Below are 19,919 nucleotides of genomic sequence, written 5' to 3' on the forward strand. Positions count from 1 at the left end.
GCAATGTTCCTTCCTTTTGTCCCCGTCGGACTAATTTATACCCAAGACGAAATCATAAAAACACTCCCATTACATTCCAAAAATACAAATTTAGTTCAGATCCACTATTCGTGTTTATTTATCGAAAATAGTATTTTACTGGAACTTAGTGAAGGCGCCAATTTTGTCTATTTGATTGATCCCAGAATTCGGGTGATATCGTAGTATGCAAAAATGAGTTCTCAGGTACTGTATCAGTTACCAAGAAACTTATCCATTTGCCTTCTCTATGCTAAATGAAGGGATTTAACATCATTTATATTCCTTCCCAAAGGAAGAAAGTGAAGCGCTGTACAAATTTCTTTTTAGAAAAGAAAAGTCATTTACCGAAACTTATAACGAATTTCATCAATCAGTACAGAAGCAATAATGTAATAAAAAAGATAAGGTGAAAATGAAAGACAAATATTTTTAAAGGAGACAAAGTGATATGACAAAATATCCAGTTCGATATGTACAAACATTAAGGGGCGGAACCGCACATGTCATTCTTTTCAGCGATGGTAAAGAATATGTCGTGAAGTGGTTCGATACTAAGAAAGGCAGAGAAAAGGAAGTGGTCAATGAATACCTGATCGGAAAGTTGGCAGAACTCCTTTCACTTCCCGTTATCCCATTTGATCTTGTATATATACCGGAAGATTTCATCAAGAAGACGCCTGAATTACAATCCACTAAACACAACTATAGTTCTGGATACCAATATGGCTGTGTATTTATTAAAAACAGTACCGTTTTCGAGAATGTTAGAGAAAATCCTCCCACAAAGACGGATGTTAAAAACCGGGATATGCTTGCCGGTATAACGGTATTCGACCAATGGGTGAATAACTCTGATCGAGGTACGATGAATGTCATTTTGGAAAATCTCAGCGATGGCGGCTATTATGTCCATATGATTGATCATGGCAGAGTTTTTCCAGGACGCTACCAATGGTCTGCTCAAACGCTAAGTGAAACACCAGTATATAATTACCATTGGCCTTTTTATAAGTGGGCCTTCTCTCTTCTCGATGATCACAAAGAGCTTACATCGTTTATAGAAAAAATTGTGAAATTGCCGAACAAATCGATCTATCAAGTAATCGAATCCATCCCTAAAGAGTGGAATGTGAAAACGAAGGATAGAGATGCTCTCTACAAGTTTCTTTTAGAACAGAAAAATAAATTGCCTGAAATCGTTGAACGTATCATCCAGCATCATAGCAATCCCAAATAACGCTGGTTTTTTCCATAGAAAAAAGTAACTCTTATTTGCTTTAAAGGAGTTACTTTTTTTATTTATAAATTTTTCCATTCTATATAGGATTCGGGATCCATTTCTTTTAACTCTTCCAAGAACATTGGTAATAAACCTAACTTTTTTAGACCTTTGAATATCAACTCTGGCTTGTTTCGAATCCGTGTAAAGGAGCTATAATGATCTATTACTTTTAATTCATCTTCCTTAGTTACAATAATGTGGCGCAAATCGGCATCCAATCTGGTAAACTTTAATCGCTTCATTTCTTTTAAAACAAAAAGAATTTGCCTCATCAATTTTTCGGATAGGATCCCTCCAGATTCTAAATATTGAAATAAAGTTGGCCCTTCAAGATATTCCATAATAATATAGTTATGCCCCACTTCATAAAGCCGTGGAATAGCGGGAGACCCCTGTCCAATTTTTAATACATTTCCCTCTTTAGCCGCAAATTCTGGTTTTGCACAAATTTTCACACATTTATCTGAAGATATTTTAAAAACGGCCCCTTGCGCCCCCTTTCCGATCAGTGGAAACGACGTCGGATTTTTTATCACATCCACTTTTTTAATTCCTTCAGTAACACAGATAGATTTAAAGTCCTCCACCTTCAATCACTCCTTAACATTCCCTATCGTACTATTACTTTTTATCCTTTGTCTCTTTTTCTCTAAGACTCTTGGTGATGAATCCTCCGTCCCCTTGTCATTGTGCACATTCTGAAAGAAAACGGCTTTGATTATAGGGTTAAGAGAATAGCTTATATAAACCCTTCTATAATAAAAGAGGAATGATATACCTTTCACAAAATGTGAACAAGCAAGCATCATTTTTACTCTTATTTGAACAGAAGGAAAAATTCACGTAAGGATTTTAGTGAAAATACACACATGAAAATCCATGCAAAGAGACTTGTTCATATTGTGAGCTTCCTATATTTTATGTAAAAGATTAAAGTTTGCTATAGTCAAGCGCCAGTTCATCCAGTAATTTTTACTTGTCGACGGAAATAAGTAACAGATACATAACAATGTTCATGGTATAATTAACATGGGAAAACGCTTACAGAATAATCCAAACTTTTTGTTCTGAAAATTCATTCTTTTGGGAGTCGATGAAAGTTGACAGTGGATAATAAAACAAGTAAAGAACAAACGATTTTTAATCATATTGGAAATAAAATCAAAACGGAAGACAGAGAAATCAATGTAGTTGCTAGATTAGAAGAACCTCTAATTGTAGTTTTAGAAAATGTTTTGAGTGACGAAGAATGTGACGGACTTATTGAATTGTCAAAAGACAAAATGAATCGTTCCAAAATTGGAGTTACGCACGAAGTAAATGAGATAAGAACAAGCAGCAGTATGTTTTTTCAAGAAAATGAATATGACATCCTTACCAAAATTGAAAAAAGGATATCAACAATCATGAATATACCCGTTGAACATGGAGAAGGTATTCAAATTCTTAAATACACTCCTGGACAAGAGTATAAAGCTCATTTTGATTTTTTTACATCTTCAAGTATTGCAGCAAAAAATAATAGAATTAGCACAATCATCTTGTACTTAAATGATGTGGAGCATGGAGGGGAAACTATTTTTCCTAAATTGAATTTTTCAGTATCCCCGCGAAAGGGAATGGCTGTGTATTTCGAATATTTTTACAACGATAAAAACCTAAACGAACTAACTTTACACGGTGGGGCGCCCGTTATCACTGGGGAAAAATGGGTTGCAACACAATGGATGAGGAGACAGAGTAGCCGCTCATGATGTGTAAACGATAGACTTTAAAAGCCTCAATTTTAGGTGCCTAATGAACAAAGGCACCTATTCGTTCATTTAAAAATCTCCTATTTAAAATCGCCAAACAAAAAATAATGATCAATAATCTAAATTGGCACTGTTTCGTCCCACATCAAACTATTTCCGACGTTTCAAATTACGCTTTTACCCTAGGTTTTTCTTTAGGTTTGATGTAAAAATACCTTTGCATGCATTCACTATTCATTTACCTTTGTTGCTCTTTCTAAAATTATCGTAATCAGTCTTAATGTAATGAAATACCTTCGCGTTGCCATTATGATCTGGATGAGTTATTTTTAGTAACCCTTTATATTCTGCCAATACTTCTTTATCGCTCGCCATTTTAGAAAGCCCTAATTTTTCACTATAATCATTTGATTGAATAGTGGAGTCAATCATGTAATTGTTTCTGATTTTTTCTTTTAATTTTATCACTTCATTACGTAATTCAATATTTTCTTTTAATAAATCCTTTGATTCATTTTGTAATTCACTTTTCTCATTCTTTAGAATGGCAACTTCCTTTTTGAACATATCCCTTTGCTGAATCAATATTCTTTTTGCTGTCTCATGAAGCTCTTCGATACCTTCTATATGCTTTTCTTGAGCTTGTATTTTTAATTTTAATCGGTGTATGATTTCGTCCTTATTTTGATTTATACTATCATTTATAGCCAGCTTTGAAGCTGTGTCATCGCTTATGTATCCGGTGTTCCTCTTTCCGTTCCCGGCGTATTTAATCTTCCCTTCGCCAAGCCAGCGCCTGACAGTCTGTACACTATTACTTTCTGTTACTCCTGCATCTTTTAACATTTCAAATGCTTGATCTGTGTCATCCATTATGTATCCGGTTTTCCTATTCCCGTTGCCTCCCTCATATTTAATCTTACCTTCACGAAGCCAGCGTCTAACAGTTTGTATACTACTGCTTTCTGTTACTCCTGCATCCTTTAGCAGGTCGAAAGCTTGATCTGTGTTCACATTGTTCCCCCTTTCCCCTTATTACGTAATGAATTGTTACTTCGAATGATATGATAGTACCTTATTAAAAGGAAAAATTTTAAGGAGCCTGATTTATATGTCAATGTTTTATATAATAGCATAGGCATATTCTAAACAAAGAACAAATAGATGAAGAATATATGACGAATATCACAGGGAGATAACGATAATGTATCAGAGTAAAATTGTGGAACCAGAAAAAAATATCGGTAACTGCGTATTCATGATATCATTGGTGGAGTTCCGAGCAATATATATACATTCAGATTGAATCTAGAATCCAGTGACAGTGAGAATGGACGCCTACTTAATCTATAAACGTGCTGTTATCTTATATGCTTCCGGGATCTTTTGATGCCCTATGAAAAGAGATAAGAGTCATACTTAAAAATCCCGATCTCTCAGTGATATTAATGAGAAATCGGGATTTATTTATTCACACATTACAGCTGCAACTATTCACCAAAACAGCTGTTATTATTTAACAAATCATTTTTCACCCTCTGTATAAATTTGAAAGGTTACACCGAATTTGTCTGTTACAATCCCATAAGCAGGGCTGAAAAAAGCTTCCTGCAGAGGCATTTTCACTTCTCCACCTTGCGACAAAGTTTCAAAGATTCGTTTTGATTTTTCAATTTCGTTAATTGAAATGCAGATCGTGACTTGATCTCCAGATTGACTGGTTTGACCTGGAAACGTATCCGAAAACATGAAGTCCGTTTCCCCAACCTTTAACATTGCGTGTGCCACAAGATCCTTTGCTTCTTCTGGCAGAGGAAATTCAGGATTTTCTGGCATTTCTCCAAAAGTTTGATTAAAGAGGATTTTTGCATCCAATGCTTTTTCGTAAAATTGAATCGCTTCCTTCGCATTTCCGTTCATCATTAAATATGGAGATAATCGCATGGTCATAATTAGATAACTCCTTTTGCTTTGATTTTTTTACTAAGCTTGGAAATTTCCAAGCTTGCTTTTGAACTGTCAATGGCAATAATCACTATACCATTATTACCCATGATTGAATTTTATAACACGGAACACGCGTTCGTCAACGGAAATTTACAGAAAACTATCAAATTTTCTAAATGTTGAATTGAAAATTCCAAGGTTACTGATGTATAGACAAAGTATGTCACGTTATGGCAGTTATGGAAAACTTCTTTTATTCCTGGTTTTTCAAAACATTTCAAATAAGATTAGGTGAAATGAAAAAGGCATGACCCTAGTAGATTACCGGTATCATGCCTCAAGAATGCTTATAAAGTGTTGGAATTTTTGTAATGTCGTTTAATCTTATTAACTTGCTATCATTTCTGAATCCTGTGTTTTTTTTAGTTTTGGTAACTTAGAGTCTATAGATAGGAAGCGGCTTCCATTCAATACTAGGTGAAGGGCAATAATCATAAGAACGAGATCCAGTTCATACCCTGAGGCTTCCCCATTCCCCATAAAACCTGCTGGGAATTTTACATAAACAATTGCACCAGCCATGATGAATACAAGGAGGGCAGAAATTATTCTTGTTCCAAGACCTATTATTAAAGCAATTCCTCCAACCAATTCAATCATACCGACTACATAGGCCATGAATCCCGGAATGCCTATACTTTGAAACCACCCTGAAGTATTTTCCAATCCACCTTTGAATTTTGACAAACCATGCAAGAAAAATGAAATTCCCAACATAACTCTTAATAAAAAGGTACCGATTTCTTGTTTATTCATGACACATCTCCTTTTTTTTATTTAACACTACAAAGTGTAGTGTAAAGTGGTAAAGAAATCAAGTGAAAGTCATCAGACAATCACTATAGTCATTCCTATAAGGATAACCAAAACATAAATGGAAACAAAAATCGTGGTAGTTTCAGCCCTTAAAGGAATTGTTTTATGGGGATCAATTAATTGCTGAAGTCTATAGTTAACTGATTCATTCGAGAAATGAACAAGGATAGGAGAGGATTTATCAGTGCACCCATGTTTAATTAACTTCAATAAAGCGGTACTTATTCCTAATTCAGTCCCCATTTTATGAACCGCATTTTCGTCGGCTGATAATTCACTTATTATTTTGTAATTTTTATGACACCATTTTGTCAATGGGACAAACCATAATGCATTTGAAATCAACTGTAAAATAAAGATGACCAGTGGATCATATTTCTTTTGGTGACAGGCCTCATGCTCCACTACCGCTTCTAGTTCATCGAAGTCCAGTAATCGAATTAAACCAGTACTGAACACAATGAAAGGCCGCCTGAAACCAAGCGTAAACGCAAGAGGCTGTTCAGCGTTCACAACTAAGATATCATTGTTGACCCGATTGAATGTTTCATTTACATTCCTTGTCATATCATCGTTTTTTGAAAGAAAAAGTTTTTGTTTAAACCTTCTGGATAAGAAATATTGCTCTGCAATTTTGAATAAGGTGCTCAATATGCTATAGGATATTATAATACTGAGCAGTGTGACGACCACAAAGTAGTATACTGAATCTTCCTTGAATAAACTAAAACAAAATTTAAAGAAATTAGCTTTAATATTCACGCCAAAAAAGATGTGTACTAAAAAAGCTCCCATTTGGCACCATACCACACAGGCAATTAAAAGACTCAGGCTTATCACAAAATAAGACTTTCTCTTCCACATTATAATTTATCCTTTTTTAACGATTGAATTTTTTGTTCCAATTTTTCAATTAAACCTTGGTCAGCGTCTTTCATGGCATCCAGCATATGGCTTATGACCGCTCCACCAAATTCATCCAGCAAGTTCTCAGTCAGTTTCTTTGACTGCTCTTCAAAAAACTCCTCTTTGGACTGCACCGGGCGAAATAATGAAAGCCTTCCTTCAGACCTCTTTTCAAGAATGCCTTTTTCGACTAAACGATTCATTACGGTCATTACTGTGTTGAAATTGATAGGTTTGTCAAGTTCCAATGATTGTTGAACCGCTTTAATGCTTTGTTCATCTTTATCCCATAAATATTCCATGATATTTGCTTCCAATGGACCAAAGAAACGATTCAGTCCAACTTCATCATATTTAAAATTTTTAATATTCATCCTTTTCCACCTCCCACTACAAATTGTAGTGGAAATCACTGTTACAATCAAGTTTCATCCGGAAGATTTGAACGTTGATTTCCACTCCAGATACTCGCTTTCACCTCAGGAGTCTCCTACCTTCCGTTCCAATCAACTGAAACGTTTATAAATAAAAAAATGTAGGTAAACTGGCTTTTCTTCGAGTTTGACTACAGTCTAAAACGAGCCTTTTACAGGCAAGTTTTTATAATTAATAGTAATCCTTTGTCCTCCATTTCCTCAAATTTATAAATGCTTTATAAAAAAGGAAGTCAATTTTATCTAGGGCTTCATTATTTAGATAACCAGCTAAAAGGAACACACAGTACTATTGATTCAATTATAGGGCCAAGTTATGGAGCAGCACAGCTGGGGTATTTAAGCTAAATGTCAGTTATAGTTAGATGAATAAAGGCTGCTGAAGCAGTCTTTATTTAAATGATAAGAAATATATACTTAAATTTGAATGGAGGAGTGAAGATGATTATAAAAATGACAGAAGCGAATGGACATATCATTGCAACAGCTAATACGGATTCAATCGTACTAACAGATGAGCAAAGTGCATTGGATATTATTATGACGATTAGTAACAAAACCGGGAGCAGTCGAATAGCACTAAACAAAGAAGCAATTTTAGAAGATTTTTTTAAGCTTTGTACAAAACTTGCAGGAGAGACCCTTCAAAAATTTGCCAACTACCATATTAAATTTGCAATCATAGGGGATTTTTAATCTTATACCAGTAAGCCACTGAAAGATTTCATTTATGAGTGTAATAAAGGTAACAATGTTTATTTTGTCCCATCAGAACAAGAAGCGATCGATAACTTGTCTAAAGCACTATAAACATTACCAGAAAAATTTCTAAAAAAGACCTGGATCTTTATACTCGGTTTTCTTATTGAGCTAACTCAGCTATAGAAACAACTAAAAACCTTTTGGCATTGCTTATTACCAAGACCTTCTGGTTCTCCACCTTTATTACACTCCACTTCCTTTTTTCTTTTAAGGGGGATCAAAATTTGTCTAGGAATTTAAAAACGGGCCTATTGGGGCTCGTTTTCAGTATATCGTCGGCATGGTCTTCCCAAACCTTCATTTTTACAGGAAACTTGTATCTATTTTTTTACTATTTTATCCTGATGATCACTATTAATCGTAACTCTTTGTGCAAGTTCCTCTATTTCAGCAGAATCATAAAAATGATATCCTTTTGCCGTCGTTTGGGCCGCAACGTACATTGCAGCAGCTACTTTGTTTGCTTCTATTGCACGATATGGACGTAAAGGGCCTACAAAGACAAATTTTGCAAAAGTACTTAGCAGCCCAGAAATCTTTTCACCTGCCCTGAATTCCTTTCGTTCTCCAAGAAGTAAGGAAGGACGGAAAATATGTACAGTATTCAATGCCAGATGTTGTAGTGTACCTTCCACATCACCTTTAACACGGCTGTAGAAGAACTTTGATTTGGAATTGGCACCCATGGCCGTTATGACGAGTATTTTTTCAACATTGGATGTCTTTGCCAATCTAGCTGCTTCAATTACATAGTCATAATCCACTTTACGAAATGCTTCCTTCGATTTAGCCTTTTTGATCGTTGTACCCAAACAAATGAACACATCGGTGACTTTGAACAAATCGGCATACTTACATAAATTATCGAAATCCACAACATGTCCTATGCATTTGGGATAGGGGAGTTTCAGTGCCCTTCTTGTCAGCAAATGGATTTCACTATAGATTTTGCTTTTGCCTAGCTCTTTAACCAACTGGGTGCCTACCATACCTGTAGCGCCTAAAATCAATGCCTTCTTATTAGTCATGATTTCCTTCTTTCTATAATTAGCTTTTCAATCAACCATTTCCTTTTTAACTAACCTAGCTTTATAGGACTAAGATAAATGATTCACTTGATTGAAATCATCAATTATCCAAGAATCAACTTCAAATCTAATCGTACTCAAACATGCATTGAACAAGCGCATTTCGTTGGATACGATTGACTCATTTGACATCAAGCGTAAAATAAAATGAATGACGGCTCCATGTGCAACAAGTATAACTTTCTTCTCAGGATACTCCTTCTGAATTTCCTGGAGCCCATTCATCAGCCTGTTTCGTAGAGATTCCTGATTTTCCTGACCAGGATAATCTTTATCCCTGAATGCAGACTTCCTTTCCGCTGCAGTCATTCCTTCAGCGACTCCAAAATTCTTTTCAATGAATTCCATTTTTTCAATAACCGGGACTTCAATATAGTGCGAAATGATATCCGCCGTCTCCCTTGCCCTCTTCAGGGGGCTTGTAATAATTACATCCCAATCATCTTTTGACAAAAATTCACCACATTGCCGTGCCTGTATCTTTCCAAGTTCATTTAAAGGAATATCAGTCTGCCCTTGCAGTTTTCCTAGTGCATTCCAATCTGTTTGACCATGCCGCACTAAACAAATAGTAGTAATTGTCCTCAAACCCCTCTAAGTAGATTGTTATTTTCTCACTTCTTCAATGATGGAATGTCCTTCAGTCCGTTCGAGATCTGACCATTTCCATTTTTCATGCAAGCGTAACCTTCCATCAGGCAGCATTTCAGGGGTGGAAAGGCAGCTGCCTCCTCTAATTTCCCCTTTTTCATTGATATGATTATACCTGAATTCCAGAGTTCCATCCAGATTGACCAGCCCTATTAAAGTCCCTTTAACAATCTCTCCCCCCTGATAACTTGCTGAAAGAATTGAGCCGTCTTGTGAATAGTGGAAGGTAGTGTTTCCTGACACTTCTCCATTTTCAGAATTGATTTTAGCTTTGAATATCCGACCATCATAATTAAACATCATCATTCCCCCATATGAATTAATAAGGATAATGATACCAAATTAATTAAAAAAAGAATATTGAAAAATCTTAGGGGATTTTTAATTCTGTGTCCATGGAAATGACACAAAAAATACATAATATTCCCCATTGAATTCCCCTATTATGATGTGGTTATATTAGGGAAGATGTTACTTATGGAATGAACAATCCCCAATTTGAAACGTCTAATCAAACTGGAAGATTTTGGTGAGGTGCTCAAGTGAAAGAAATACTTCTGATTCTACTATTACAACTTATTTATGTTCCGATTTACACATTGCGAACCATTTTCTTAGTAAAAAATATTACCATACTCGCCTCGATACTGGGTATCGCAGAAATGTTAATATACGTTTTTGGATTATCCCTCGTATTTGGCGGTGACCAAAGCATACTCGCCATGGTTGTATATGCAGTCGGTTTTGGAATCGGAATAATTTTTGGTACGAAAATTGAGCAAAAACTTGCCATCGGTTTTATTAATGTAACCGTTAATACTCAAACCAAAAATGAACATTTGGTAGATACATTGAGGAACAACGGATTTGGTGTAACTCTTTATACGGGCGAGGGCAGGGATAGCAACCGTTATCGGATGGAAATCTTGACCAAACGCAATCGGGAACAAGAATTGATAGCAACCGTTGAAAAGTTTGAACCTAAGGCTTTCATCATTTCATATGAACCACGTTATTTTAAAGGTGGATTTTTATTGGATCGGTTGAAAAATAAAGCAAGCTGAAAATGAAAAACAAAAGCCCATCTTATTAAGATGGGCTTTTGCTTTATTTCGTTTTTGATTTTCTTATTCTCACTGCCCTCGTTACCGGTTGTTTTTTAATCCACTTTAAATATTTTTTTAATCCTTCATCATCTTTTAACAAAAGCACGGTATTTAGTCGGATGGCCAGTTCTCGGTTTGAATACAGTGCGTGAATCTGTTTGTGGCAAGATTTACAGAGATAGGCTATTGGTAAATGGCTTCCGCCAAATTCTCTAGGTGTTAAATGATGGATGGTCAGTTCTATCTCATCCCTGTCACAAAGCTCACAAGTACCTATCATTACATTACTCGGCCAATTATGGCTTTACGGATTTTCCTTCTTCAACAATATGAAACATCAAATGGGCAAGATGATGAATTGGTCCGTACTCTTCATTGTCATCATCTTCTTCATCCTCCACTTCCACTTCATCCATCCCTTGTAAATAAAGTGCCATGAACTCATAAAAATCATTTTTAGTAAAGGAGTAACAATCACTTGGATCCTGATTATCTTCTTCATACTGTAAAACTAGATGGGATAAATCACCCTCATCATCTTCAGCATCAAAAAATACGAAATAACCGATATTTGTATCCAGTTCAAATAACCTGCGAAATCCGCGTGATGTTGCTTTTTCAAACTCAGCCGACGTCAATTTTTGCACTTGCATGCTGTCTACATTATCTTCTTGATGAAAGCCCACGATAAATGTGTTCATAATCAAACCTCCTGTTGAATATGGATAACCATTAGTATCCCCATTTAACCGAATTTATTCCATTTAGAGGTTTGTTTCCAAAACGACCGGGCAATGATCGCTGCCCATGACATCGCAGTGAATGTTTGCATCTATTAAAGATTCCGCCAGACGTTTTGAAACAATGAAATAATCGATTCTCCACCCAATATTCCGCTCCCTGACTTTTGCCATATATGACCACCAAGTATAAGAGCCTTCCTGGTCTGGATAAAAATGACGAAATGTATCTATAAACCCTGAATCAAGTAATTCAGCCATCTTTCCACGTTCTTCATTTGTAAAACCGGAATTCCCTATATTGGGTTTTGGGTTTTTCAAGTCGATTTCCTGGTGTGCGACATTGAGGTCGCCACAAAAGATAACCGGCTTCACCAAGTCCAGTTCCTTAAGATATTTTATCATCTCATCTTCCCATTCGAGACGGTAATTCAATCTTGATAAATCCCTTTTTGCATTGGGGGTATAAACATTCACCATATAAAAACTCTCGAATTCCAATGTTATGATCCTGCCTTCCGGCTCCTCATCCAGCTCTCCTACACCATATTTCACTGAAAGCGGTTTTTCCTTCGTGAAAATGGCTGTACCTGAATATCCTTTTTTCAGTGCATAATTCCAATATTGATGGTATCCTTCCAACTCAAGTGAAATCTGACCTTCTTGAAGCTTAGTTTCTTGAAGGCAGAAAATATCTGCATCCACATCTTTAAAGTAATCTAAAAATCCTTTTTTAACACAAGCTCTAATTCCATTTACATTCCAGGAAACCAATTTCATAATCTCTTAAATTCTCCTTATGGCCAATTAATTTCTTTACATTTCAACTATACTATTTATCTGCTTTTTTTCCCATTAGAGTACATTCGAAAACAATCTGGCAAATGATTCTTTTGAACGTTCCAGTAAACCACGATTGTTATACACGATAGGATCTAGTTTGTCACTATCCATCATATCCTCTTTGTAATGAGTGATGAGATCTTCAATGGTACGGCTGCCCATAAGAAAGACATTCACTTCAAAATTCAGATGGAAACTCCTCATATCCATATTTGCCGTTCCTATGGATGCCATATCACCATCTACGATAATAAGTTTCTGATGTAGAAAACCTTTTTTGTACGAGTATACCTCTACGCCGAATTGAAGCAGCTCACCGAAATAGGAGCGACTGCCATATTGGGTTAAAAACCCATCATTTACTGCCGGAACCATAACCCTGACTTGTATCCCCTTAATTGCGGCATGTTTAATTGCTGCTTTAATCGCTTGATTTGGTACGAAGTATGGACTTGCAATCCAGATTGATTTTGTGGCGTTCGTGATGAGTGAATAGTAAAAATCACTCATGATCCCCTGTTGTGTATCAGGTCCGCTTGCTACCACCTGGACAGCTCCATCCCCTTGTACCACTTTATTCTTGAATTCTGGACGTCCTTGCAATACATCTTCACCGCTGACATATTCCCAATCCAAAAGGAAAACGGTATGAAGCATATATACCGCTTCACCTTTAAGGACCATATGTGTATCTCTCCAAAAACCAATGCTTTTATTTCGGCCTAAGTATTCCTCTCCTACGTTTAAACCTCCTACAAAGCCAACTTCCCCATCTATGATTATGATTTTACGGTGATTTCTAAAATTAAATTTTTGATTGAAAAAACCGTGTTTCAATGGCGAAAATGGATAGGCTTTAATCCCTGCATTTTTCATCCGTTTAACTTCATTATTTGATAGGCTTAAGCTTCCTGCCGCATCAAAAATGAATAAAACCTCCACACCATTTTTTGCTTTTTCAATAAGGATATCTATAATTTCAGTACCAAGCCTGTCGGAACGAAAAATATAGTATTCAATATGGATGAATTTCTCAGCTTTTTTTAACTGTCTTATGATTTCTGTAAACGTTTCGTTGCCATTTTTCAATACTTCCGTTTTCGATGATGTACTAATGGTGGTCTCAGATGCATTTTTGGCAAAAGCTGCGAATGATTGCTGATGATCATTCAAGAACGATAAATCTGGAGAGGATACCCGTGTAACAAGACTCTTCCATTCTTCTCGATCTTTTTTCCTTTTACTTCGGAATAAATACCCCTTTAAATAGAGCTGACCTGAGAATAGATAAAACACATATCCAAATACCGGGAAAAACAAAAGCACATACATCCATAAAAGTGTCTCGTGGGCAAATCTATTTTCGAGCATGAGTGAAAATAGGGTGATAAACATGACCAAAATATATAATCCAATAAAAAATAGCTTCACGTCGAAGCTAACTTGAGTGAACAGGATCATATAAACTGAAGCAATTAATATAAATAAAAATACAATTTCCATCCTTCTTCTTTTCATCTTTTCATTCTCCTACACAGCAATATTTTATATATAAATATCATATACCCATATTTGATGGTAAAAGAAACAAAACACTTACGAAAACAATGTTCGCAAGTGCTTTGTGTATTACCTATCCAGTTATCACTTCATGACAGGAATCAAACTTTCATACAGCTCCATATACTTTAATGACGATGATGTCCAACTGAAGTCTAACTTCATTGCATTTTCGGCCATTTTCCTCCATCTTTTCGGCTGGAATTTGTACAGACCAACAGATTGCTCAATTGTATGGAGCATATCGTGTGCATTATAATTCGTAAAACTGAAGCCATTGCCTTCACCAGTAAATTGGTTATATGGTATGACCGTATCACGAAGTCCGCCAGTTTCCCTCACTAAAGGCAGTGTACCATAACGCAGTGCCAAGAGTTGGCCGATACCACATGGTTCGAATTGTGATGGCATCAGGAATAAATCCGAACCTGCATATATCCTTCTTGCCAGCCCCTCATCAAAATATGTATGGACTGAAACCTGATTTGGATATTGGTCAGCTAAATGACGAAATGCCGATTCATATTGGTCTTCACCCGTACCTAAAAGAATGAATTGAACTCCTTGGTTCATCATTTCATGAAAAACATGGAGAACAAGATCTATTCCTTTTTGATCAACAAGCCTAGTTACCATTGATAAAACCGGTACGTCATCATTGACAGGAAGACCCAGCGATTCCTGTAGCTGACGTTTATTCTCCATCTTACCCTCATAAGAATCGAATGGAACAGCAAGATGTTCATCTGCTGCAGGATTATATTCCTCATAATCGATTCCATTGATAATCCCTTTAAGCTCACCATTTCTCTTACGTAAAAACCCATCCAGATTTTCCCCGAAATAAGGTATCTGAATTTCTTCCGCATAACTTGGGCTTACAGTTGTGACTATGTTAGAAAAAGCAAGGCCCGCTTTCAAATAACTTACATTCCCATGAAATTCAAGACCATCGATATTAAAATATAACTCACTCAAATCGAGTAATTCAGCTAATACAGCTTTAGGATAAACTCCTTGATACCGTAAATTATGTATCGTAAATATCGTTTTAATATCCTGATAGAATGGGTGATTATGATAATGGGCTTTCTTCAAAACGCTGACAAGGCCCGTTTGCCAATCATGGCAGTGTATAACATCCGGTTTTTCTTCTAAATAGGGTAAAGCCTCTAAAATTGCACGGGAAAAGAAGGCGAACCTTTCGCCATCATCGAAGAAACCATAACTACCATGCCTTTTGAAATAATATTCATTATCCAGAAAATAATATGTAATTCCGTTAGCAACAAGTTTTTCGATGCCACAAAATTGCTGGCGCCAACCAACAGGAACTTCAATACTCGTAATATGTTCCAATTCCTGTTTGAATTGGTTAGGAAGATCCGCGTATTTAGGTAGGATTACACTTACATGGACTCCCTGTTTTTTCAGCGCTTTCGGGAGCGCGCCTATAACGTCTCCGAGCCCTCCCGTTTTTATAAAAGGGGCGCATTCTGAAGCAGCAAATACAACATTCATTGCCGCACCTCCTCTATTAAATTACTTCCGCTTTTTTTATTACTGTAGGCTGTTTTAAACCAATAACTGATTTTTCACTAGTAACTCTCACTTCTTTATCAGTTATGATATTTTCAACGATGGCTCCTTCTTCAATCACGCCTTTTTGCATGATGATGCTATTTCTTACTATAGCACCCTTTTTCACCTTTACACCACGGAAGAGTATACTGTTTTCGACAATCCCTTCAATATCACAACCGTTGGCTATCAATGAATTGGTAACCTTCGAAGAACTTGAATATTTGGTCGGTGCCTCATGTTTGATTTTCGTATAAACATCCCAAGTATCCCCGAAGAAAGAACGGATTACCGAAGGGTTCAGGAAATTCATATTACTGGCATGAAAGCTTTCAATAGAATGGATGAATGGCATATCACCAGTAAAGTTATAACCTTTGACGGTAAAACGATGAAGATTTGCTTTCACAGCGTCTTTCAAAAAGTCATATTCCCCACTGGCAACACAGCTTTTGATCAAGTTCACCAATAGCGTTTTACTTATGATAAAGGTTTCCAGACAAACATGGTCACCAGGTCTAGGGATGGTATAAAAGCTAATATCAGTTATGTCTTCATCCGAATCTACCGAGCAGGTGTGATAAATTGGTTTTTCAATCAATTCCCCTACATAATCCTTATATACCACCGTGATATCCGCTTTATGTTTTTTGTGATAATCAAGCACTTCATTAAAATCCAATTTGCATACATGGCTTCCTGGGGAAATGATGACAGTATCTGCCTCTGCACGTTCGAAAAAGCTGAGATGATCATAAAATTGCTTCATATCGCCTGTTACCGTTTCATCCGGATGGATATGGGGCAAGATGTATAAGCCTCCTGAACGCCGATCCAAGTTCCATTCTTTACCTGAGCCAAGATGATCCATAACTGAAAGATACTTTTCTTTTGGAAAAACGGCTACTTTTGATACATCTGCATTAATGAGATTCGACATTGTAAAGTCAATCAAACGGTAGCGTCCACCAAATGGCACAGATGCTACATTACGGTGAGCAGTCAGATCTTTTAAATGTTGTCTTTCATTGATTAAGTTAATAATACCCAACACATTTTCCATAGCATCTTCCCCTTTTTCTAGTTAAGAGTAATCTTTTTTTTGTTTGGATTGATAATGGTCTGATTTTCACCAATTAAGGTAATATCGGATGTCACCGCTGAATCGCCAACTACGGCACCATCTTCTATAACACAATTACTGGCTATGATGCTTCTTTCTATATGAACGTTTTCCCCAATCGTGACATTAGGCATGATGACTGAATCTTTTATGGTTGACCCATAGCCCACCTGTACATTATAGGATAAAACCGAATGTTCAATGTTCCCATGTATCATGCACCCTTCATTGATAAGCGACTGACTGACCTCGGCATCCGGTGATATATATTGCGGCGGATGATTTGCATTGCGGGCAAAAATTTTCCATTGCTGATCATCCAACTGGAAATTTGGCGTATCCTCCAATAAGTCCATATGTGCCTGCCAAAGGCTTTCGACCGTTCCAACATCTTTCCAATAATCATTAAAACGGTAGGCATATAGCTTTTTTCGATCTTCAAGCATTTTTGGAATGATGTTGCTGCCAAAATCATTGGAAGAATTTTCGTCTTTTTCATCATTGATTAAATAACGTCTTAGGGTTTTCCAATTGAAAAGGTAAACTCCCATGGAAGCGAGGTTACTTTTTGGATACTTTGGTTTTTCGTCAAATTGTGTGACTTTATCATCCCCATTGGTATTCATGATTCCGAAACGACTTGCTTCCTGCCACGGCACTTGAATTACAGCTATTGTTGCCTCTGCATTTTTTTCGATGTGATAATCCAGCATCTTACTGTAGTCCATCTTATAAATATGGTCACCAGAGAGAATCAGTACATGTTCCGGATCATAGTTATCAATGTATTGGATATTTTGATAAACAGCATTTGCCGTCCCTTTATACCATTCACCGCCTTCTTTCCCTTGATAAGGGGGAAGTACGGAAACTCCGCCAACATCCAAATCAAGGTCCCAAACTTTGCCATTACCAACATAATCATTTAGAATCAATGGCTGGTATTGGGTCAATACCCCAACCGTATCTATACCAGAATGAGTGCAGTTACTTAATGGAAAATCGATGATTCTATATTTACCGCCAAAGGGAACAGCTGGTTTTGCCAAACCAATCGTCAATTCACCTAACCTTGAACCCTGGCCTCCTGCCAATAACATTGCTATCCATTTTTTCGCTCCCATTATTCGGTCACTCTCCCCCGTCTTTTTTTTGTTTGCTTCATAAAAATAGAAATGCCTAATGGAGGTACAGTTATTTCCATGCTGTATGGTTGATTATGGTATGGTATCTTTTTGACATTAATGGGTTCTTCATTGATCTGACCCGATCCTCCGAAAGCTGCTGAATCACTGCTGAAAACCTCTATATATTTGCCTTGGGATGGTACACCTATTTGATAGTGAGCATGAGTCTGTGCAGAAAAATTACAGACAACAATGCAATAATCGCCTTTGCGTTTACCTTTTCTCATAAAGGTGATGATGCTTTGTTCACTATTGCTCGGATCGATCCATTCAAAACCTTCCTGGACATGATCCAGTCTCCAAAGGGAGGAAGTTTGGCTATAAAAGTCCTGAAGGGTACGGAAGTAATATGCCATCTTTTCGTGGGATTCATATTCCAAAAGCAGCCAATCCAATTGTTCCTCATCTTTCCATTCTATGAATTGGCCAAATTCACCTCCCATAAAAAGTAGCTTCTTTCCAGGATGCGTCATGAAATACCCAAAGAGTAACCGTAAATTTGCAAACTTCTGCCAATAGTCACCTGGCATCTTATTCAATAATGACTTCTTGCCATGAACCACTTCATCATGTGAAAAGGGCAAGACGAAATTTTCTGAAAAAGCATAGAAAAATGAAAAGGTTAAGAGATTATGATGATATGGCCTTTCATTTGTTTCAAGTTTCATATAACGAAGGATATCGTTAGTCCATCCCATATTCCATTTGTAATTAAAGCCCAAGCCGCCTATATCGGTAGGAGAAGTTATAAGTGGCCGGTCTGTCGCTTCTTCAGCCATCATTAATGCATTGGGATATTTCTTGAAAACCACTTCGTTAAGTTTTTGTAAAAATTGTATGGCTTCCAGGTTTTCCTCACCGCCAAACTGGTTTTTCAGCTTGACCGGCAATGGATTATCATGATTCAAGTAAACCATTGACGATACAGCATCGACACGGACCCCATCAATATGGTATACATCCATCCAAAACATTACATTTGATATAAGGAAACTGATTACTTCAGGTTTAGTAAAATCAAAGTTGTATGTCCCCCATAACGGGCGATCTGCTCTCGTATAATCAATTGGTTCATAGAGAGGTGTACCATCAAAACGGGAAAGTCCATGCGCGTCTTTACAAAAATGGGCGGGAACCCAGTCAAGGATTACACCTATGCCCTTTTGGTGGCAAAGGTTAATTAAATATTTAAAATCTTCCGGTGAACCGTACCGACTGTTTACGGAATAATAACCCGTGACCTGGTATCCCCACGATTTATCAAAAGGGTGTTCCATTATGGCCATGATTTCAATATGTGTAAAACTATTATCAATCACATATTCAACTAATCTATCAGCCAATTCACGGTACGAATAAAATGCACCATCTTCTTTCTGTTTCCATGTTCCGGGGTGCACTTCATAAATGGACATGGGTTTATGATAAATATTTTCCTTTTTCCTATCGGCTATCCACTTCGAATCTTGCCATTCAAAATTATCCAGCCTTTTAATGACCGAAGCAGTATTTGGTCTGACTTCCGAATAAAAGGCATATGGATCGGCTTTTAGGATACGTTTATTTCCGGGTGTATGTATTTCATATTTATAGATATCCCCTTCTTGTAATCCTGGTACGAACAACACCCAGATACCTGAACGCTCGATCCGTTTCATCGCATGATCTTTTCCGTCCCAATTATTAAAATTACCGACTACTGAAACTTGCTTGGCATGGGGGGCCCAAACGGTGAAGCGTACTCCTTCATTACCTAATGTTGTCACAATGTGTGCCCCAAGCATTTTATAGCTTTCATAAAGGGTGCCTTCATGAAACAAATACAAATCGAAATCGCTTGGATAAATCTCTTGTAGCTGGTCAATAATTGTACTCAATAAAACCCCTCCATCAGTATTAACTCGATAGTATTTTACCCATCCTTCCCCAGTTATTATATATATTCGGTGAAAATGATATTAATCCTTCAAATGGAGGTGAAGTTATTGTAATAAATGCCCGTTTTTTTGTAAATTTAAACACTTTTTTAAAGAAAAAAGACATTTATTGTAAAAATAT

The 19,919-nt window shown here is 36.7% G+C and carries 20 protein-coding genes and 1 pseudogene; 4 read left to right on the forward strand and 17 right to left on the reverse strand.

Translation table 11 applies throughout. The annotated features are described in order from the left end of the window. Positions 1-469: 469 nt before the first annotated feature. Positions 470-1,258: a HipA family kinase gene (locus tag MKX49_RS11430; RefSeq protein ID WP_134781740.1), complete on the forward strand. Its 789-nt coding sequence runs from the start codon at positions 470-472 to the stop codon at positions 1,256-1,258. Between the two features lie 62 nt (positions 1,259-1,320). On the opposite strand, the gene MKX49_RS11435 is transcribed toward MKX49_RS11430, so the two are convergent. Then, positions 1,321-1,890 (reverse strand): kinase, encoded by a 570-nt coding sequence (locus MKX49_RS11435; RefSeq protein WP_340876531.1) that lies wholly within the window; start codon positions 1,888-1,890, stop codon positions 1,321-1,323. A 513-nt stretch (positions 1,891-2,403) separates the two neighbouring features. Here MKX49_RS11435 and MKX49_RS11440 point away from each other — a divergent pair. Then, entirely contained in the window at positions 2,404-3,057 is a 654-nt protein-coding gene (locus MKX49_RS11440) for a 2OG-Fe(II) oxygenase (RefSeq protein WP_340876532.1), read from the forward strand. Positions 3,058-3,291: 234 nt separating this feature from the next. On the opposite strand, the gene MKX49_RS11445 is transcribed toward MKX49_RS11440, so the two are convergent. The 5 genes from MKX49_RS11445 to MKX49_RS11465 form a co-directional block, all read right to left on the reverse strand. Then, on the reverse strand, positions 3,292-4,071 hold the full coding sequence (locus tag MKX49_RS11445; protein ID WP_323597002.1) for a hypothetical protein: 780 nt from the start codon (positions 4,069-4,071) through the stop codon (positions 3,292-3,294). Positions 4,072-4,581: 510 nt separating this feature from the next. Next, complete coding sequence (locus tag MKX49_RS11450) at positions 4,582-5,007, reverse strand: VOC family protein (RefSeq protein ID WP_323597003.1); 426 nt, start codon at positions 5,005-5,007, stop codon at positions 4,582-4,584. A gap of 384 nt (positions 5,008-5,391) precedes the next feature. Then, the gene (locus tag MKX49_RS11455) at positions 5,392-5,820 is read right to left on the reverse strand and encodes a DoxX family protein (RefSeq protein ID WP_340876533.1); all 429 of its coding nucleotides are present in this window, start codon (positions 5,818-5,820) and stop codon (positions 5,392-5,394) included. A gap of 72 nt (positions 5,821-5,892) precedes the next feature. After that, positions 5,893-6,744, reverse strand: a complete 852-nt coding sequence (locus tag MKX49_RS11460; protein WP_340876534.1) for a M56 family metallopeptidase — start codon at positions 6,742-6,744, stop codon at positions 5,893-5,895. After that, a complete protein-coding gene (locus MKX49_RS11465; RefSeq protein ID WP_048680873.1) occupies positions 6,744-7,160 on the reverse strand; it encodes a BlaI/MecI/CopY family transcriptional regulator in 417 nt (138 codons plus the stop codon). The genes MKX49_RS11460 and MKX49_RS11465 overlap by 1 nt, the downstream gene beginning before the upstream one ends. Before the next feature lie 501 nt (positions 7,161-7,661). Here MKX49_RS11465 and MKX49_RS11470 point away from each other — a divergent pair. After that, positions 7,662-8,030, forward strand: a pseudogene (locus MKX49_RS11470) (DUF4180 domain-containing protein). A 272-nt stretch (positions 8,031-8,302) separates the two neighbouring features. On the opposite strand, the gene MKX49_RS11475 reads toward MKX49_RS11470, so the two are convergent. The 3 genes from MKX49_RS11475 to MKX49_RS11485 form a co-directional block, all read right to left on the reverse strand. After that, complete coding sequence (locus tag MKX49_RS11475; RefSeq protein WP_340876535.1) at positions 8,303-9,010, reverse strand: NAD(P)H-binding protein; 708 nt, start codon at positions 9,008-9,010, stop codon at positions 8,303-8,305. Positions 9,011-9,079: 69 nt separating this feature from the next. After that, complete coding sequence (locus MKX49_RS11480) at positions 9,080-9,649, reverse strand: histidine phosphatase family protein (RefSeq protein WP_063594975.1); 570 nt, start codon at positions 9,647-9,649, stop codon at positions 9,080-9,082. Between the two features lie 27 nt (positions 9,650-9,676). Further along, positions 9,677-10,021: a hypothetical protein gene (locus MKX49_RS11485; RefSeq protein WP_048680864.1), complete on the reverse strand. Its 345-nt coding sequence runs from the start codon at positions 10,019-10,021 to the stop codon at positions 9,677-9,679. Positions 10,022-10,263: 242 nt separating this feature from the next. Here MKX49_RS11485 and MKX49_RS11490 point away from each other — a divergent pair, with 242 nt between their 5' ends. Next, complete coding sequence (locus MKX49_RS11490) at positions 10,264-10,785, forward strand: DUF2179 domain-containing protein (protein ID WP_034306915.1); 522 nt, start codon at positions 10,264-10,266, stop codon at positions 10,783-10,785. A gap of 43 nt (positions 10,786-10,828) precedes the next feature. On the opposite strand, the gene MKX49_RS11495 is transcribed toward MKX49_RS11490, so the two are convergent. The 8 genes from MKX49_RS11495 to glgB all read right to left on the reverse strand — a co-directional run bounded on the left by MKX49_RS11495 (position 10,829) and on the right by glgB (position 19,738). Continuing rightward, positions 10,829-11,107 (reverse strand): HNH endonuclease, encoded by a 279-nt coding sequence (locus tag MKX49_RS11495; RefSeq protein ID WP_340876536.1) that lies wholly within the window; start codon positions 11,105-11,107, stop codon positions 10,829-10,831. A gap of 16 nt (positions 11,108-11,123) precedes the next feature. Continuing rightward, the gene (locus MKX49_RS11500) at positions 11,124-11,528 is read right to left on the reverse strand and encodes a hypothetical protein (RefSeq protein ID WP_034306917.1); all 405 of its coding nucleotides are present in this window, start codon (positions 11,526-11,528) and stop codon (positions 11,124-11,126) included. A 63-nt stretch (positions 11,529-11,591) separates the two neighbouring features. Beyond that, complete coding sequence (locus MKX49_RS11505; RefSeq protein ID WP_340876537.1) at positions 11,592-12,347, reverse strand: exodeoxyribonuclease III; 756 nt, start codon at positions 12,345-12,347, stop codon at positions 11,592-11,594. A gap of 75 nt (positions 12,348-12,422) precedes the next feature. Then, entirely contained in the window at positions 12,423-13,928 is a 1,506-nt protein-coding gene (cls, locus tag MKX49_RS11510) for a cardiolipin synthase (RefSeq protein ID WP_340876538.1), read from the reverse strand. Between the two features lie 126 nt (positions 13,929-14,054). After that, positions 14,055-15,491 carry a glycogen synthase GlgA gene (gene glgA / locus MKX49_RS11515; protein WP_340876539.1) on the reverse strand — a complete coding sequence of 479 codons (1,437 nt, stop codon included), beginning with the start codon at positions 15,489-15,491 and terminating at the stop codon, positions 14,055-14,057. Between the two features lie 16 nt (positions 15,492-15,507). Then, a complete protein-coding gene (gene glgD, locus MKX49_RS11520; RefSeq protein WP_340876540.1) occupies positions 15,508-16,614 on the reverse strand; it encodes a glucose-1-phosphate adenylyltransferase subunit GlgD in 1,107 nt (368 codons plus the stop codon). Positions 16,615-16,631: 17 nt separating this feature from the next. Continuing rightward, complete coding sequence (locus MKX49_RS11525) at positions 16,632-17,798, reverse strand: glucose-1-phosphate adenylyltransferase (RefSeq protein WP_323597021.1); 1,167 nt, start codon at positions 17,796-17,798, stop codon at positions 16,632-16,634. Then, positions 17,798-19,738 carry a 1,4-alpha-glucan branching protein GlgB gene (gene glgB / locus MKX49_RS11530; RefSeq protein WP_323597022.1) on the reverse strand — a complete coding sequence of 647 codons (1,941 nt, stop codon included), beginning with the start codon at positions 19,736-19,738 and terminating at the stop codon, positions 17,798-17,800. Before glgB ends, MKX49_RS11525 begins: the two co-directional genes overlap by 1 nt. Positions 19,739-19,919: the final 181 nt, after the last annotated feature.

It is taken from the genome of Peribacillus sp. FSL M8-0224 (assembly GCF_038003055.1).
Classification (GTDB): domain Bacteria; phylum Bacillota; class Bacilli; order Bacillales; family DSM-1321; genus Peribacillus; species Peribacillus frigoritolerans.